This window comes from Spirosoma luteolum (genome assembly GCF_054778875.1).
In genome coordinates this window covers 399,488-414,858 of sequence record NZ_BAAGZE010000023.1, presented here as the reverse complement: position 1 = coordinate 414,858, position 15,371 = coordinate 399,488, and the positions used below count along the sequence as shown (strand labels likewise).

Sequence of the window (15,371 nt, the reverse complement as noted above, 5' to 3'; positions counted from 1 at the left end):
ATGACGTACCTCAGAACACTTATAGTGGCTGGTCTGCTTGGCCTGCTATTGTCGATACCGGCCTCGGCACAGACGCGCCGGATCCGGCGGGCCAGAGTGCCCTACCAGCCAACCATGGCCGATTCGACCAAACAGGGGCGGGGACCGTTTGCTGTGGTTGTTTCGGCCGGTATAGGCTCTTCCTATTATGCCACCCAGCGCGGAGTTGCGCCCGTACTTGAGCAGGCTGCGCTCAACAAAACGGGGGTGCCGCTGACCTTTCGTGCGCTGTGGGTGCCCGACCACCGGCTGCGGCTGGGCCTCGAAACGGGCTACGTACCGATGTATTCGTACAAGGGTGTTGTGAACGGGCAAACAGGCGAGGTGCGGGTAACAGCGGTGCCCATGCTGGTGCTGTTTCAGATGCCGCTGGCCTGGCTCAGTGGTACCCCCCGCAGCCTGATGCGCCGATTATCGGTAACCGTTGGGCCGGGTTTATACGTTATCAACTCGAAGCTTGACTACATGGGCACCGTCAAGACCAGCAGCAACAGCCTGGGCTGGATGGCGGCCCTGGCTTACAACCAGCCGCTTGGCCCCCGGTTGGGGCTGTCGGCCGAAGTGAAGTGGTACGATGCCGTGGCGGCCGACGATGCCGCCTTTGCCGCTCAGCTTCACCTGAACTGGCGCCTGTTGCGCTGGTAATGACCAATACGTTATGACACAGGAAGAACAACAACCCGATATTCTGTTTCTGAGCGATACGCAGGCGCCTATGCTCGTCGAGCGGCTGGTGCTGCGTACGCATCAGAACACGAAGGCAACGCGGGTTATTCTGGACGAGATTGTCCGGCTGCATCCCCCCGCGCTCTACTGGCTGGGCGATATTGTCTCGCTGGGCTACCGGAACAGCAAGTGGCCAACGATCGACCGGTTTCTGGAAAAATGCCGCGAGGCCGGAACGGCGGTGTATGCCATTCTGGGCAACCACGACGTGATGGGTCGTCCGCGCAAAGGAGCCCGTAATTTCCAGCAACGCTTTCCCGAACACGTACACACCGGCTATGTGCAGATTACCGACGGTATTGCGGTGGTGCTGCTCAATTCAAACTTCAGCACCCTGTCGGGGGCCGAGATCGCCAGACAGCAGGCCTGGTACGAAGACACACTGCAGGCGCTCGACGCCGACTCGTCGGTAAAGGTGGTGATTGTTACCTGCCACCATGCGCCGTACTCCAACAGCAAGCTGGTGGGCTCGTCGAAACTGGTGCAGCAGCGGTTTGTGCCGGGCTACATCGCTTCCCGAAAGGCGAGTCTGTTTATCACGGGGCATTCGCACGCGTTCGAACGGTATGAATTCGACGGCAAAACGTTTCTGGTAATTGGTGGTGGAGGAGGGCTTCGGCAACCGCTCAACACCTCGCCCACGCGCCTGCCGGACCTGGCCAGCGATTATAAGCCGCTGTTTCACTACCTGGCCGTTCGGCGCGAAGGCACAGGGCTGGTGCTGACATCATACTGCCTGCACAAAGATTTCTCGGGCTTTTCGGTTGGCTATTCGTTCTCGATTCCTGCCGTGCCCGAGCCCGTGCAGTAGTTACTGCTCGTCAACAGAACCGACCCCCAGTTCGGCAAACAGCGTTTGCCAGTACTGCGTAACGGTGGGGTTATTTTGCCGCGCCGATGCGTTGGGCTCGAACGGCAGAATCATCGTAATGTCGGGGCTGCCGAGCGTGTACCGCTTCAGGCCTTCGGCATCGGCTTTGGCCCAGGTATCGGCCTGGTTGTTATCGGCGGGGGGCGTGTGCTGGAAATCGCGCCGGCCGCTGCCCTTTACACTCTCGATCATATCGCTGAGGTAATAGACCCGAACCGTGGCACCCGACTCGTTGGCCCTGGCAATAACGGGTAAACTACCCCAAATATCGGTTTCCTGATTTGACGAACCGGTGTTCTGGGTTGCCAGTTGCTGCATGATTCGCTTCCGGATCTGCGCTTTCTCACGGCTGAGCATGAGCTGAAACTCGGTTTCGGCGGCTTCGCGATCGGTAGGACTGGCCGACGATACGTCTTCCATTTCGCTTCGGACAGTCAGGTTCAGGACGCGGGCCTTGGCGGTGTTCTCGTGGATGAAATACACAGCGAGCCGGTCGCCCTTCTGGTGAATATTGGCATCGACAATGGTGTTCAGGGCCTGGGTGTACTTCTGGGCCACGAAAGCGTTATTGATGTTGACACTGCGGGTCTTATCGATGAAAATCAGGGTGTAGACCGGCTCATCGGGCGAGGTGGTGGTGCCTTTATCGGACGAGCAGGCGGCTGTAAGCAGGAAAATCAGAACGACGAGCAAACGCATACGAGCAGCAGGAGTTTGGTGGCAGATACGGCCCCGCGGGGCCGCTGGTTCATGAAAAACGGCAGGAAAAGCGCCGACGCACTGGCCGGGTCAGCGCATCAGCGTACGCCGTAAGGTGCTGTCGGCGGGCGCGTTATGGGCCCAGTAATCCGACCGCAGACTCGTTTTAAGAACGGCGCGCGTGGTCAGAAGGTTGTCTTTGCTCGCATAGGTTTCTGACCAGCCCACGATTTTGAAGGGGAAATCGCCTTCGAAAACAATCTTCAGCGTGCGATCGTCGGTTGGGTATTCGAGGGTGTACTGCTTCAGGTTTCGGCCCGGATACAGTACCCCCTCGTACGTATCGAGTGTGGCGTTGGCGGTCAGCGGATCGAGCCGTTTGTGCCGCAGGCGGGCCGTCATGGTACCCGGGATGAGCTGGATCGACCCGGTGGGCAGCTTGTCGGGGTTGAGCCGGATTCGGTTCCAGAGTTCATCTTCCAGCAGGGCTTTGGGTACGGTGTACGCTTCATGCGCTTCCTGCTCGAAATAGGAGCGGCCATCAATCTGGTACCCGTTGTTGCCATAGTCGATCTGGAGGTAGCTGTGGCCGCACCATTCCTGTCCGGAGGTGCTCACCTTCAGCGTGTTGGGCAGGGCGGGGTTGTTGATTGGGGTAAAAACCGACGTGAACAGCGAGTAGTCGTAAATGCCGGTTGTGAAGCGCTTGATACTGTTTGTTTTAAGCACCGGCGTGGCTTTGTCGCGGCTCTCGGGCGCTTCGGCCTTTACGTGCGTGTCGGTCCGGAAATCTTCGGTTACAAAGATCAGCACGGCCTCGCCGGGGTTCAGGGCACCGTACTGGGCCTGCTCGAGCGTGTAGCGGTTCAGCTCGGCTTTCCCGCCAAACCAGTAGGCCCGGAAGGCCGCCGACGGCTCGGCTGGGGGCGGTGTAGCGGGGGCGGCTGGCTGCTGGAAGATGGTTGCCCGCATGGCAAACGCGATGGCAACGGACAGCAGCAGGATAATGAGCAGGAAATTCGACGTGATCGTTTTTTTCATCGAAGCGGGGCAAATGGGGGTTCCGGCACCAGTCGGCGTCAGGGGCGTGGGCCGGGGCTGGTTGCAAAAATCCGCTAGTTTCGCTTACCTTACAATGTTTCGCCAACCGAAGTTTAGCCCTATGCACCGTTCGCTACGCCGTCGTTCCGTTCGTTTATTAACCAGTCTGTGTCTGCTGAGTGTGAGCCTGTATGCACAGGTCGAAAAAGCAGCTCCGCGCCAGCAGGGCGATGGCCCCTTCGGCCGGCTCATCATCCGGGGTGTCACACTTATCAACAGCACCGGGGCTCCCCCGATCGGCCCCGTCGATATTGTCGTCGAGAAAAACCGCATTGCCGCCATTCGGCAGGTCGGCTACCCGGGCGTACCGATCGACGCCAAAAGCCGGCCCGTGGCCAGCCCCGGCGACAAAGAACTGAACTGCGAGGGTATGTACCTGATGCCCGGCTTCGTGGATATGCACGGCCACATTGGCGGGCAGGCGCAGGGCGCCCCTGCCGACTACGTGTTCAAGCTGTGGCTGGGCCACGGCATCACCACCATCCGCGACCCAAGCTGCGGCAACGGCCTCGACTGGGTGCTGGAACACCGGGCCAAAAGCGAGCGCAACGAGATTGTTGCCCCCCGCATTAAAGCGTACACCGTGTTTGGTCAGGGTGCCAAAGACCCCATCAGTACGCCCGAGCAGGCCCGCGCCTGGGTGCAGCAGAATGCCAAACGCGGGGCCGACGGCATCAAGTTTTTCGGCGCCGAACCCGCCATTTTCCGGGCGGCTCTGGACGAAAATAAGAAACTGGGGTTACGCTCGGCCTGCCACCACGCCCAGCTCGAAGTGGCCCGCATGAACGCCCTGGCCACCGCCAAAGCTGGCCTGACTTCGATGGAGCACTGGTATGGCCTGCCCGAAGCGCTCTTTGAAGACAAAACCATTCAGAACTACCCCGCCAACTATAACTACAACAACGAGCAGGATCGGTTTACCGAAGCGGGGAACCTCTGGCAGCAGGCCGCCAAACCCGGCACCGAACGCTGGAACAAGGTGATGGATGAGTTGATTGCCCTCGACTTTACGCTCGACCCGACCTTCAATATCTACGAAGCCAACCGCGAGCTGATGCTGGCCCGCCGGGCCGAGTGGCACGACGACTACACACTGCCGAGCTTATGGCGGTTCTATGGTCCCAGCCGCATCTCGCACGGGTCGTACTGGCACAACTGGGGTACTGAGCAGGAGGTGGCCTGGAAGAAAAACTACCAGCTCTGGATGGCCTTCATCAACGAATACAAGAACCGGGGCGGCCGCGTAACAACGGGCTCCGACTCGGGCTTTATTTACCAGCTCTACGGCTTTGCCTATATCCGCGAGCTGGAACTGCTGCGCGAGGCCGGTTTCCACCCGCTCGAGGTCGTGCGGGCCGCGACCATCAAAGGAGCCGAAGCGCTGGGTATGGCCGATCAGATCGGATCGGTGGAGGTGGGTAAGCTCGCCGACTTCGTTATCGTGAAGGAAAACCCCCTGGCTAACCTCAAAACGCTCTACGGAACCGGGGCCATTCACCTGACCGAGAAAAATGACGTGGAGCGGATCGGTGGCGTAACCTACACGGTGAAAGATGGTGTCGTCTACGATGCTAAACAGCTTCTGGCCGACGTGCGGAAACTGGTGGCCGAGGCCAAGCAGAAAGAGAAATTCGAGATCAGCCAGCCCGGCGTGGCGCCCAAAACCGGTAAGATGTCGGGCAGCAACTGATTGGCCCAGCCAGACGGCGGGATGAACGGGATGCGTAAGTTTGCACCGGGTTCTGTCCAGATCAATGGGTAGCATGACCCGATCCGGAGCAATCACCAACCCTCGTACGTCTGTAACCCCGTCAACGAAATGCCTACTCTCTTTATCGATGCCGAACGAATGCGCGACCTCAACAGCGGACTGGGGCAGGTTTGCCTGCACCTGAGTCGCGAGCTGGTTGCGCAGCGTCCACCCGACTGGACCATGACGTTTCTGGTGCCGAAAGGGCAGCGGGGTGTCTTTGGCGACTCCGTTCAGTACATCGAAGCAACGCCCCTCCGCAAGCTCTGGATACCCGGTCAGTACGACGTCTGGCACTGCCTGCACCAGGATTCGGTGTACCTGCCCAGCCCGATGAGGCAGGCCGGCAGCCGGCTGATGCTGACGATCTACGATCTGAATTTTCTGGAACGGGCCGATTACTCGGTAGCTAAAAAAGCGCGCAAACTGGCCCGGCTGCAGCGCAAAATAGACCGAGCGTCTCTGCTCACGGCTGGCTCGGCCTACACGGCGTCGGTGGTGCGCGAGCACCTGCACGTGCCTGACACGCTGCCGCTGGAGGTGGCCTATACCGGCCTCACCGTCGACCCAACGCAGGCGCCCGCCGAGGTGCCGCCAACCGTGGCCAGTCTGGTCGATACGCCCTACCTGCTGTTTGTGGGCGTTATTCACCCCAAGAAAAACGTACTGACGCTGTTGCCCCTGCTGGAAGCATTTCCGGATTACCGGCTGGTGCTGGCCGGCCCCGACAAGCATCCCTACGCGCAGCACATCCGCGAGCAGGCGGTCAAACTGGGCGTGGCCGACCGGCTGGTGATGCCGGGTGCGGTCGACGAGCCCACCAAACTGTGGCTCTACGCCCACTGCGACGCCTTTCTGTTTCCGTCGCTGTCGGAAGGTTTTGGTATGCCCGTTGCCGAAGCCATGCTGTTCGGCAAACCCGTGTTCAGCTCGACGCTGACGAGTTTGCCCGAGGTAGGCGGTAAAGAGGCTTATTACTTCGACTCGTTTGAGCCGGAGTCGATGGCGCAAACCATACACGATGGGCTGCACGATTTCGGGCAGAATACCCTGCGGGCCGATCGCCTGCGCAAACGGGCGGCTGCGTTTCGCTGGCCTGTTATTGCCCGGCAGTACTGGGACTACTACCAGCGGCTGGTATAGCGGACTGAGCTCAGATAGGCCCTAAGACCTGGGGTATATTATCCGCTCCCGGGGCGGTATCTTTGCGGTACGAATGAAGACTTACCTCCGATTACTCGCATTTGCCCGACCGCTGGGCCGCTTTCTGGCGCCCTTCGTAACCACGTCGCTGCTGGCCAGTGTGTTTGGTGTGCTCAACTTTACGCTGCTGATTCCGCTCCTGAGCATTCTGTTCGATAAGGTCAATGCGGCCGAACTACGAGCCCTGCTCAGCCAGCCGTCGCCGTCGCTCACCAGCTCGCCGACCACGGCTTTCCGATACTACTTTGCTCAGGTTTTCCAGCAGTACGGCAAAATCGGGGCGCTTCAGTTCGTGTGCGTCGTCATTGTGTTGTCGGTGCTGCTCAGCAATGTCTTTAAATACCTGTCGGTGCGGCAGCTCGAAGCGTTCAAGGCCCGCATGGTGTCGCGGCTGCGCGAAGCCGTATTTGCCCGCACTCTGAACCTGCACCTGGGCTTCTTCTCTAACGAGCGTAAAGGCAACCTGATCTCCCGCATCACCACCGATGTGCAGGAAGTCGAAAACTCCATTGCCAACTCGCTCTCGGCGGCTTCGAAAGAAGTGTTTCTGCTGATCGGCTATATCGTGGCCCTGCTGAGTATTTCGGTTAAGCTGACCCTGTTCGCCATTATCGTCATTCCCGTGTCGGGAATTTTTATTGCCACGCTGGTTCGGCGCATGAAACGCGACGCCCAGGAAGGACAGCAGCGGCTGAGCGGACTGGTAAGTCTGCTCGACGAAACCTTCGGCGGCATGCGGGTAGTGAAGGGGTTTGTGGCCGAAGACTTTATGCTGGCCAAGTTTCAGCGCGAAAACAACGGCTACCGCGACGCCGTGCGGTCGCTGGCCAACCGGCGCGAACTGGCCTCGCCCTTTTCCGAAGTGATGGGCGTAACCGTAGTGGCCGGTATTTTGCTCTACGGCGGTACGCTCGTGCTGGGCGGGCAGTCAGATCTGGCTGCGGCCGAGTTTATCACGTATATCGCCATTTTTTCGCAGGTGACCCGCCCGGCCAAAGATATTTCCAACGCCTTCAGTGGCTCGCAGCGGGGGCTGGCGTCGGGCGAACGGGTACTCGAACTGATCGATACCGTTCCGCTGATTCAGGACAAACCGGGTGCCATTACACTGCCGGCTTTTACCGACCGTATCCTGGTGCAGGCTGTTTCGTTTAGCTACACGGCCGATACACCCGTGCTGCGATCTGTCGACTTCGAGATACCGAAGGGCAAAACCATTGCGCTGGTGGGATCGTCGGGGGGCGGCAAGTCGACCATCGCCGATCTGGTGCCTCGCTTCTATGACCCCACGGCGGGCCGGATCCTGATCGACGGTATCGATCTGCGCGACTGTACCGTGGCGTCGCTGCGCGGGCAGATGGGTATTGTTACGCAGGAAAGCGTCCTGTTCAACGATACCATTTTCAACAACATCGCCTTTGGCAGTGAGGCTACCGAGGCTCAGGTAATGGAAGCCGCCCGGATTGCCAATGCCCACGCCTTTATCGAAGCCCAGCCGCAGGGGTACCAGACCGTGATTGGCGACCGGGGCGGCAAACTATCGGGTGGGCAGCGGCAGCGCATCAGCATTGCCCGCGCCATTCTGAAAAACCCGCCCATTCTGATTCTCGACGAAGCCACCTCCGCCCTTGATACCGAATCGGAAAAACTGGTGCAGGAAGCCCTGACCCGGCTCATGGCCAACCGCACCACGCTGGTGATTGCGCACCGGCTCAGTACCATTCAGCATGCCGATGAAATTCTGGTGGTGCATCAGGGACAGATTATCGAGCGGGGTCGGCACGATGACCTGCTTTCGCTCGACGAAGGGTTTTACCGACGGTTGAGCACCATGCAGGCCGTATAGGCCCAAGCCGTTTCCCCACAGTACCCTACGCTACCAAAACCACGCCCGACGCCCGGGCCAGACCAGTTTCCACAACGACCGGTCTGGCCCGGACGTCGGGCTGTCTGGCCGTGAAAACCGGCAGCCGGCAGCAACCGGCTTTGGCGGGGGGCAGCGCGTTCTGGCGGCTGGCCAGCGGGTTGTCAGGCGCAACTGTTGGCGCGTGCCGGAACACTGGCTTCGGTCGCCCCCGGAACAGGGTATTTTTGTTGAGTTAACGGATGTTTTTGGGCCGTTCCCTCAGTTAAGAATAGACTTTCTTAAAAAGGTGAAAAATCTCAAATCCTTTTGCCTGCCTCGTTCGTAGTTACTGTGCTTACTCTGATGAGGGGGTCAGCATAAACCAAACTTTTTGCTCAATGGAAAAACAACCAAACGACCCGATGGTAACCATGGAGGGACTATCTGGCAAAGCATCGGCTGCCCTGGGGCGCCGTGTGTTTATGCGGTATCTTGGCGCAACGGCAGCAGCTGGCGTAGCACTTAGCGCCTGTCATAGCGAACTCGTTGACCCCACGACTGGCGCTGCCCGTCCGGGTGATGCCGTCGACCTTGGCGATATTGGTAGCAAAGATGTAAACGTGCTGAACTATGCATACGCACTGGAGCAACTCGAAGCTGCTTTCTACACCCAGGTTATCATGACTCCTTACTCGGGAATCACGGATATGGAACGTCGCATCCTGACCGACATTCGTGATCACGAAGTAATCCACCGCGAGTTGTTCAAAGCCGCTCTGGGCAGCGCAGCCATTCCAGGCCTGACGCCCGATTTCAGCAGCATCAACTTCAGCAGCCGTGCCAGCGTACTGGGCACAGCCCGCGTGTTCGAAAACATTGGTGTGTCGGCCTACAATGGCGCTGGTCAATACATCCGCACCCCGGATTATCTGGTACTGGCCGGTAAAATTGTATCGGTCGAAGCCCGTCACGCGTCGATCATCGCTACGCTCATCGAACCAAACAGCACGCTGTTTGCCAGCGATCAGGTAGTATATCCACAATCAGGTCTGGAAGAAATCCGGAACCCCGAGGAAGTACTGCAACTGGTTAAGCCGTACGTGAAAGAAATCATCAACGGTCGTAACGGACGTCGCTAATCCACCTTTAACTCAACACGGCAATGAATCTCCAAAATATCCTTAGTGAAATTGAAAAAGTGGACGGTGACGCCCTGGCGCGTATCGAACACATGTCGCGTCGGAGCATTTTCCAGAACCTTCTGAAGAAGACGGTAATGGGTGCTGCACCCGTAGCCCTGGCCGGGGTTCTGAACAAGACCTACGCCCAGAGCAGCACGGTTGCTGACGTGCTGAACTTCGCCCTGACGCTCGAATACCTCGAAGCAGAATATTACAACATGAGCCTGGCCACGCCCGGCCTGATTCCATCGGCGGCCCGCCCTTACTACGAGCAGATCGCCAAACACGAAAACTCGCACGTTGCCCTGCTGAAATCGGCACTGGGTAGCGCAGCCGTCCCCAAGCCAACGTTCGACTTCACGGCTGGTGGCAAATTCGCGGATGTATTCTCGAATGTGCAGACCAACTACGCAGTGGCACAGGCTTTCGAAGATACCGGCGTTCGCGCCTACAAAGGCCAGGCTACCAACCTGATGTCGGCTCCCGCCATCCTGACGGTTGCCCTCCAGATCCACTCGGTAGAAGCCCGGCACGCTGCCCGGATTCGCTACCTGCGTGGCAACAAAGGCTGGATTACGCTTGCCGAAGAAACGGGTCTGCCCCAGGCCATCTACTCGGGTGAAGAAAACGTAACCCAGGGTGGTGTAAACCTCGTAACGGCTACGGGTTACAGCAACATCGCTGTATCGGAAGCGTTCGATGAGCCCCTGTCGAAAGAAGCCGTACTGGCTATCGCCACGCCGTTCATCAAATCGCTGAACCGCTAGTCGATTCCAATCGCATACGAAGGCCTCGGTCGGGATATCCCAGCCGAGGCTTTTTTGTGTTGGGCGAAATTGCCCTGTCAGGGTCGGGTAGTGGTAATGCTGCGGATGCGGGCCAGCGACCCCTTCTCGAACCCCCGCTGGGATGGCGGTGTGTTCAGGCCAATCTGGGTAATGATGCCCTCCCAGCCGGGCTGGTTCGACAGATCGATTTCGTAGGTGCGGTACTGCCCATCGCCAATGATCGGCAGGTCGATGTAGCGGCCGGCAATGTCGAAAATGTCGGTGTCTTCGAACCGACGCCAGCCAAAGCGTACGGTACTGGCCTTTGTCTGGAAGGCAGCCTGCAGATACAGCTTGCGGGTGTCAGCCGCTTTCCAGAAGGAAAGCGGGCTCAGCGTCCGGAAATCGACTTTGGTGGTATCGACGCGCTGCCACTTGATGGCCAGTTCGTTGTTGATGGGCCAGCCCCGGTCGCGGGCGTTGAAATAGTACCAGCCCTGCCGATCCTGCGTGAACCGAAAATTGGGCTTGGGGGCTGGCCGTGGCTGGGCATACACAAACTGGCGTATGTCGGTCAGCGAGCCCAGCACCAGCGTGTACTCGAACTCGTAGGTGCCATTGTAGTCGATCAGGATAAAACTGTCGCTGTTCATGTACGTGCTCGTTACGTCGAACTCGCCCCCAACCTTTGGCTGGCCGAAACCGGCCGTGCGGTACCGATATTCGCTGGGCCGGTACAGACCAACACCCCGGCCGTCTTTGTTGAGGAGCGCCACCCAGTTTTCGCTGGCAAAGCGTGTAACAATATCCTGTTCGGTCGTCTCGGTAACGGCGGCATTGGTGTAAGGCTGCTGACCGCTGTAGGTGACCATCCGGTACCAGGGGCTGTTGAGGTAGACGCAGGGCGTTTCCTGCGTGCGGGCTTCGTACTGCGTGGTATCGGCCCGATTGACGGTTGTACGGCAGCGCACACGCACCGTATTGCCCTGCAACTCGATCCAGTGTTCCATCACACAGTCGGCCGGTTCGTTGAGCAGGGGCCAGATCAGCGGAATGGTTTTGACGTAGAGCCGATTCTGATCCTGCTGGTAACTGACAATCTGCGAAGGGTTGTTGTAATAATCGCCGGTCTGCACGGGATTCCAGCCCAGGTTGCGCCACTTCTCCACGGGTTGCTTGCCATTGACCGAGTAGGGAAAGGGCCCTGCGTAAAGCGATGTCTGCAGTTGCCGGCCCAGATCGAAGTTATTGATCATGTTTTCGCTCGTACCGGCTTCAGCGAGGTAGTTGATGGCGCCCCCCATGTTCAGGTCGATACCGACCCGTACCTTGTCGTTGGTCAGAAACAGCCGTTTCTGGGGCGGGGGAGGCTGGGTCTGGGGCGGTAAGCTGCCCGGGTTCGATGGCTGTACCGGTGGGGTGTAGGGCGCCGTGGCCGGATACTCGCGTACACAGGTAAAGGCAAGCAGGCTAATGAGTACACACCAGAGATAGAGCGAGAAGCGGGATCGAAGCATGGGGCATAGAACGGAGTCAACTCAAAAATAACGTACCCACTACCGGTTTGCAAGGATTCCGGTACGTTCCGCCCACCGGCCGTTGCCTTCTCTATCGACTGGCAGCCGGCTGGCCCATGAGCCCCAAAAAAGACAGGTCTGTCAGGCACATCCCGGTGGGAGCCCAACAGACCTGACTGGTATGCTTTACGGAGCTGATCTACTGCCTGCGGGGCGAGAACTGCTGCCCGTCGAGGGTGGCGTACTTAAACTCAGCATTGCCATCGAACCGGGCATTATCGAACCGGGTACCACGGGGGAAGTGTGTATACCGAAAATCAGCAATGCTTACAAAACGGCTTTCCTGAAAGTCGGTCTGCTCGCCAAATTTGGTGTACTTGAAATCGGCATACTGCGAAAACATAACACGCTGGAACGTCGACGATTCATCGAAACGTGTGTATTTAAAATCGGCGTACCCCTTAAACTGGGTGAAGGCGAAATCAGACGCGGCCAGAAATTTCGAATACTTGAAGTTCGACATCTCGCCGTTGAACCGGCTGCGGGTGAAGATAGCCTGTTGCTTGAATACGGTGTATTTGAACGCGGCATCGCCCTCGAACGTGCACCCTGTAAACGTAACGGGTTCCTGAAAGCTGGCGGTAAAGTTAGTGCCGTTGGCGCCCAGCGTTTCGTCGTGCTTGCAGGCAATGAAACGGCCCGTGAAGCGGCAGTGGTCGAAGCTGATGGGCACCTCAACCAGCGATTCGTATTGATCGGTGGTGCCCCAGTTGCCGTTGCGGGTTTTGTGTTTGTTGGCCAGTTCGGTCAGGTCAACGTCGCCGGTGATGGTTACGTTGCTGTAGGCAATGGTTTCCCGGCGGTTGATTTTTTCGATCAGCTCGCGGGCACTGAGGGTGTTCGATTGGCTTTGGGCCAGGCTTGACAGTACGGTGGTAGCAGCGAAGAGCAGACTGAGCAGGGTAGACTTCATGGGGCTGTTTGTTCTTGCGTTTGCATAAAGATGCACGTTTTTTTTTGGACGCTGCATAGGTAACCTAAAAAAAACGATTCGCTGGTTATCAGGCCGCTACCCCGGAATGGGCAGGGCCGACCCGTTTTCGACAGGCCGGCCCCGGCAGAAAGGAATAGTCAGCAAAGGGTAAGCAAATTCAGTCGAGCCACATTACTTTATCGTAAGCCACTTCGTAATCGACTTCTTCGAGCGGAACAAGGGCTTCGAAATGCCCCATCCGGCTGGTTCGCACGGCGTTCCAGCGGCCACTGGCATCGCGCAGCAGCAGCCGGTAGCCGCAGAGCGGATGATAGGTGTGTCCGTCGGTGCGGGCATCCCAGCCGGTTTGCAGTTCGATGGCAAAAGCAATGCGATCCAGCACGTCATTCATCTGGCCGGCCAGACTACCGGCGCCGTCGAGTTCTTCAATCCACAACACCAGTCCGTCGGTGCCCCAGTCGAAGTGGAGTTCACTGGGCGTAAGGGTGATCAGCGATGCGTTCATAAAGGGATAAGTCGTTGGCAGAGCCTGTTGAAAGCGCAGCATCAGGCCAGACGCTGCCAGGCTGGCAGTGGGCCCACCAGTGGGCGCGTGTCGGTTTGTTGCTCCTCGCGCCATTTACGGAGCCAGAAACGGTACTTCTTCCGGCCATAGTCGATAAAGCCGGGTATCGATGTGGCATCGACGGCAAACAACCGGTGCGGGGCCTGCTTCATGACGCCCACAAACACAAACCGGAACTGCCGCGTGTCTGCCCATTCGCCCCCCTCCGACTGCCGCAAACTGTCGAGGTAAAAAGCAGCCTGCCGGTCATAATCGTAGGTATAGCACGATTCGAGAAACTGGGCCGGGGTGCGGGCCGAGGTAGTCTTGAGGTCGACGATCAGGGCACTTCGGCGTTGCGGGCTGGTATAAAGCAGGTCCATCCGGGCCTTACAGGCAATACTGGTGGCCGGGTCGGTCGATAGAACGATCCGTTCGCGTTCGGCCTGGCGGAGGTAGCGCCGGCAGAACGCATCCTGCTGCACAATGTGCATGAGGGTCTGCAACTGCCCGGGGTCGGGGGCCGACTCCAGCAAGCCCGGCGTCAGATCGGGCAGTAGCTGTTGCATCACGGTACCCACGCGCTCGGGTTCGAGCAGGTGCTGATGAAACGCGCGTCCGAAAATGCTGGCGCGCTGCAGGTTGGCCTGCGCCTGCGGATGGACCGCCCCACTGCCCAGCCGTTCTTCTTTCAGGCGGGTCAGGTCGGAGTTGGAAACGCGGGGCAACGCCCGGTAAGCATCAATCAGGTCAGATGGCATACGGAGAAGGAGATAGACGGAGGAAACAACAAACCTGTACTCAGGCAGTACGGGCCAGACTCATCAGGCCGGAACGCCGGCGGGCAGCAGGTTCGGCTCGACCTCGTCGGGCAGGCTGGCAAACGGGTTGTAGTAGTGCATGGCCGTTTTGATGTTGGCGATGTCGGTGAGGGTTTCCTGCCGGAATAGCCTCACGTCCTGCGCAAACGCTTTCAGCTCGGCCGAACGGGCGGGGTCGGCCAGGGTGTAGCTGAAATTGGCGATGTAGTAGACCCCTTTGGGCTGAATCTTGTTGTTTTCTTTCTTCTCGGCAACGGCCGTAATCACGACATCGGCCAGCGTCAGGTCATCGTAGTAGAGGGGTTCGATAAGCCGAAAAATATTGTCGACCGAATACCCGTGGAAGAGAATGGCCGACACGCAGTTCTTTTCGTCGATAAAGAAGAGCTCCGCCCAGTTCTTGGTTCCCATGTTCAGGATGTTATCCGTGAAGATGCGCCAGGCAATAGGCTGAAACGTAAGGGTCCGGCCCAGTTTTTCGGCACCGTTGATGTTGAACACCCCTTCTTTGGCGTCGAATCGATACTGACGGGGGTGTCCTTCGAGGTATTTGTACCGCCGGACCACCGTCTGCTGGTCATGATCATTAGCTGCTGCAACGGCCATTTGCGTTAAATGGAGCGGGCTCTCGCTTTGATTTGTCGAAAGTTGGCTTTTGTTTTGTGTGTTCATTAGTATTTGTTGTTTACTGTTCAAGCAGGGGACCCGTTTTGCGGTCCCTTTTGCCTTTTTAAGGGGTGTTGTTTACTGGTTTAAAATTACACAGTTTCAGGTAAAAAACAAGCCCTTGGTGCCTATATCTGCGGCCTTATTTACCCATTTTTGTGTAAAATAAATGATCGCCTGCAGGGCCTGTAAGAACGTTCTCCGATTATGATCGAAACCCGCCTTCAGCAATTGATCGATGCCCTTCAGGTAAGTGTTCTCGAATTTGCCCGGCAGCTGGGCGAACACCGGGGCGAAAAGGTCTACCACATTTTGCACGGCCGGGTGAAGCCCCGCTACGACACCCTCGAAAAGATTCTGATCGCTTACCCGCAGGTCAATGGCGACTGGCTGCTGCGGGGAGAGGGGCTGATGTTTAAAACGCTCGACACGCCTTCGGCCGCCATCACAACCGAAGAGCGGCTCCGCAATGTCGAATACCTGCTGTTCCAGCTCAATCAGCGCATGGCCCTGCTCCAGGAAACCAATGATCTGCTGCGGGCCGAGCTGGCCCGGCTCCGGCCCCAGGCATAAGCCTAGTCATTACCCTGAGTATACTTACTCAACTTATCTGGTAGAGTTGTATTTTAAAAGGATTTATCGTCCT

The 15,371-nt window shown here is 58.1% G+C and carries 15 protein-coding genes; 8 read left to right on the top strand and 7 right to left on the bottom strand.

Going from position 1 to position 15,371, the window contains the following annotated elements:
• Both ACYVAC_RS21995 and ACYVAC_RS21990 read left to right on the top strand, forming a co-directional pair.
• The gene (locus tag ACYVAC_RS21995) at nt 1-684 is read left to right on the top strand and encodes a hypothetical protein (protein ID WP_461099976.1); all 684 of its coding nucleotides are present in this window, start codon (nt 1-3) and stop codon (nt 682-684) included.
• Nucleotides 685-697: 13 nt separating this feature from the next.
• Complete coding sequence (locus ACYVAC_RS21990) at nt 698-1,576, top strand: metallophosphoesterase family protein (RefSeq protein ID WP_461099975.1); 879 nt, start codon at nt 698-700, stop codon at nt 1,574-1,576.
• Here the strand turns inward: ACYVAC_RS21990 and ACYVAC_RS21985 are convergent, their stop codons facing one another.
• A complete protein-coding gene (locus ACYVAC_RS21985) occupies nt 1,577-2,335 on the bottom strand; it encodes a hypothetical protein (protein ID WP_461099974.1) in 759 nt (252 codons plus the stop codon).
• A gap of 90 nt (nt 2,336-2,425) precedes the next feature.
• On the bottom strand, nt 2,426-3,376 hold the full coding sequence (locus ACYVAC_RS21980; RefSeq protein ID WP_461099973.1) for a hypothetical protein: 951 nt from the start codon (nt 3,374-3,376) through the stop codon (nt 2,426-2,428).
• 121 nt (nt 3,377-3,497) lie between these two features.
• Here ACYVAC_RS21980 and ACYVAC_RS21975 point away from each other — a divergent pair, with 121 nt between their 5' ends.
• From ACYVAC_RS21975 to ACYVAC_RS21955, 5 genes are all read left to right on the top strand, one after another.
• Nucleotides 3,498-5,126, top strand: coding sequence for an amidohydrolase family protein (locus ACYVAC_RS21975; RefSeq protein WP_461099972.1), 1,629 nt, complete (start codon nt 3,498-3,500; stop codon nt 5,124-5,126).
• 129 nt (nt 5,127-5,255) lie between these two features.
• Complete coding sequence (locus tag ACYVAC_RS21970) at nt 5,256-6,329, top strand: glycosyltransferase family 4 protein (RefSeq protein ID WP_461099971.1); 1,074 nt, start codon at nt 5,256-5,258, stop codon at nt 6,327-6,329.
• Nucleotides 6,330-6,402: 73 nt separating this feature from the next.
• Nucleotides 6,403-8,235, top strand: a complete 1,833-nt coding sequence (locus ACYVAC_RS21965; protein ID WP_461099970.1) for an ABC transporter ATP-binding protein — start codon at nt 6,403-6,405, stop codon at nt 8,233-8,235.
• A 398-nt stretch (nt 8,236-8,633) separates the two neighbouring features.
• Nucleotides 8,634-9,374 carry a ferritin-like domain-containing protein gene (locus tag ACYVAC_RS21960; protein ID WP_461099969.1) on the top strand — a complete coding sequence of 247 codons (741 nt, stop codon included), beginning with the start codon at nt 8,634-8,636 and terminating at the stop codon, nt 9,372-9,374.
• A 23-nt stretch (nt 9,375-9,397) separates the two neighbouring features.
• Nucleotides 9,398-10,183 (top strand): ferritin-like domain-containing protein, encoded by a 786-nt coding sequence (locus ACYVAC_RS21955; protein ID WP_461099968.1) that lies wholly within the window; start codon nt 9,398-9,400, stop codon nt 10,181-10,183.
• A 77-nt stretch (nt 10,184-10,260) separates the two neighbouring features.
• Here the strand turns inward: ACYVAC_RS21955 and ACYVAC_RS21950 are convergent, their stop codons facing one another.
• The 5 genes from ACYVAC_RS21950 to ACYVAC_RS21930 all read right to left on the bottom strand — a co-directional run bounded on the left by ACYVAC_RS21950 (nt 10,261) and on the right by ACYVAC_RS21930 (nt 14,731).
• A complete protein-coding gene (locus ACYVAC_RS21950; RefSeq protein ID WP_461099967.1) occupies nt 10,261-11,700 on the bottom strand; it encodes a hypothetical protein in 1,440 nt (479 codons plus the stop codon).
• Between the two features lie 199 nt (nt 11,701-11,899).
• Entirely contained in the window at nt 11,900-12,673 is a 774-nt protein-coding gene (locus tag ACYVAC_RS21945; protein ID WP_461099966.1) for a pentapeptide repeat-containing protein, read from the bottom strand.
• A 178-nt stretch (nt 12,674-12,851) separates the two neighbouring features.
• A complete protein-coding gene (locus tag ACYVAC_RS21940; RefSeq protein ID WP_461099965.1) occupies nt 12,852-13,199 on the bottom strand; it encodes a hypothetical protein in 348 nt (115 codons plus the stop codon).
• A 41-nt stretch (nt 13,200-13,240) separates the two neighbouring features.
• Nucleotides 13,241-13,999: a PD-(D/E)XK nuclease-like domain-containing protein gene (locus ACYVAC_RS21935; RefSeq protein ID WP_461099964.1), complete on the bottom strand. Its 759-nt coding sequence runs from the start codon at nt 13,997-13,999 to the stop codon at nt 13,241-13,243.
• A gap of 63 nt (nt 14,000-14,062) precedes the next feature.
• Entirely contained in the window at nt 14,063-14,731 is a 669-nt protein-coding gene (locus ACYVAC_RS21930; protein ID WP_461099963.1) for a hypothetical protein, read from the bottom strand.
• 198 nt (nt 14,732-14,929) lie between these two features.
• Here ACYVAC_RS21930 and ACYVAC_RS21925 point away from each other — a divergent pair, with 198 nt between their 5' ends.
• Nucleotides 14,930-15,298, top strand: a complete 369-nt coding sequence (locus ACYVAC_RS21925) for an XRE family transcriptional regulator (protein WP_461100183.1) — start codon at nt 14,930-14,932, stop codon at nt 15,296-15,298.
• Nucleotides 15,299-15,371: the final 73 nt, after the last annotated feature.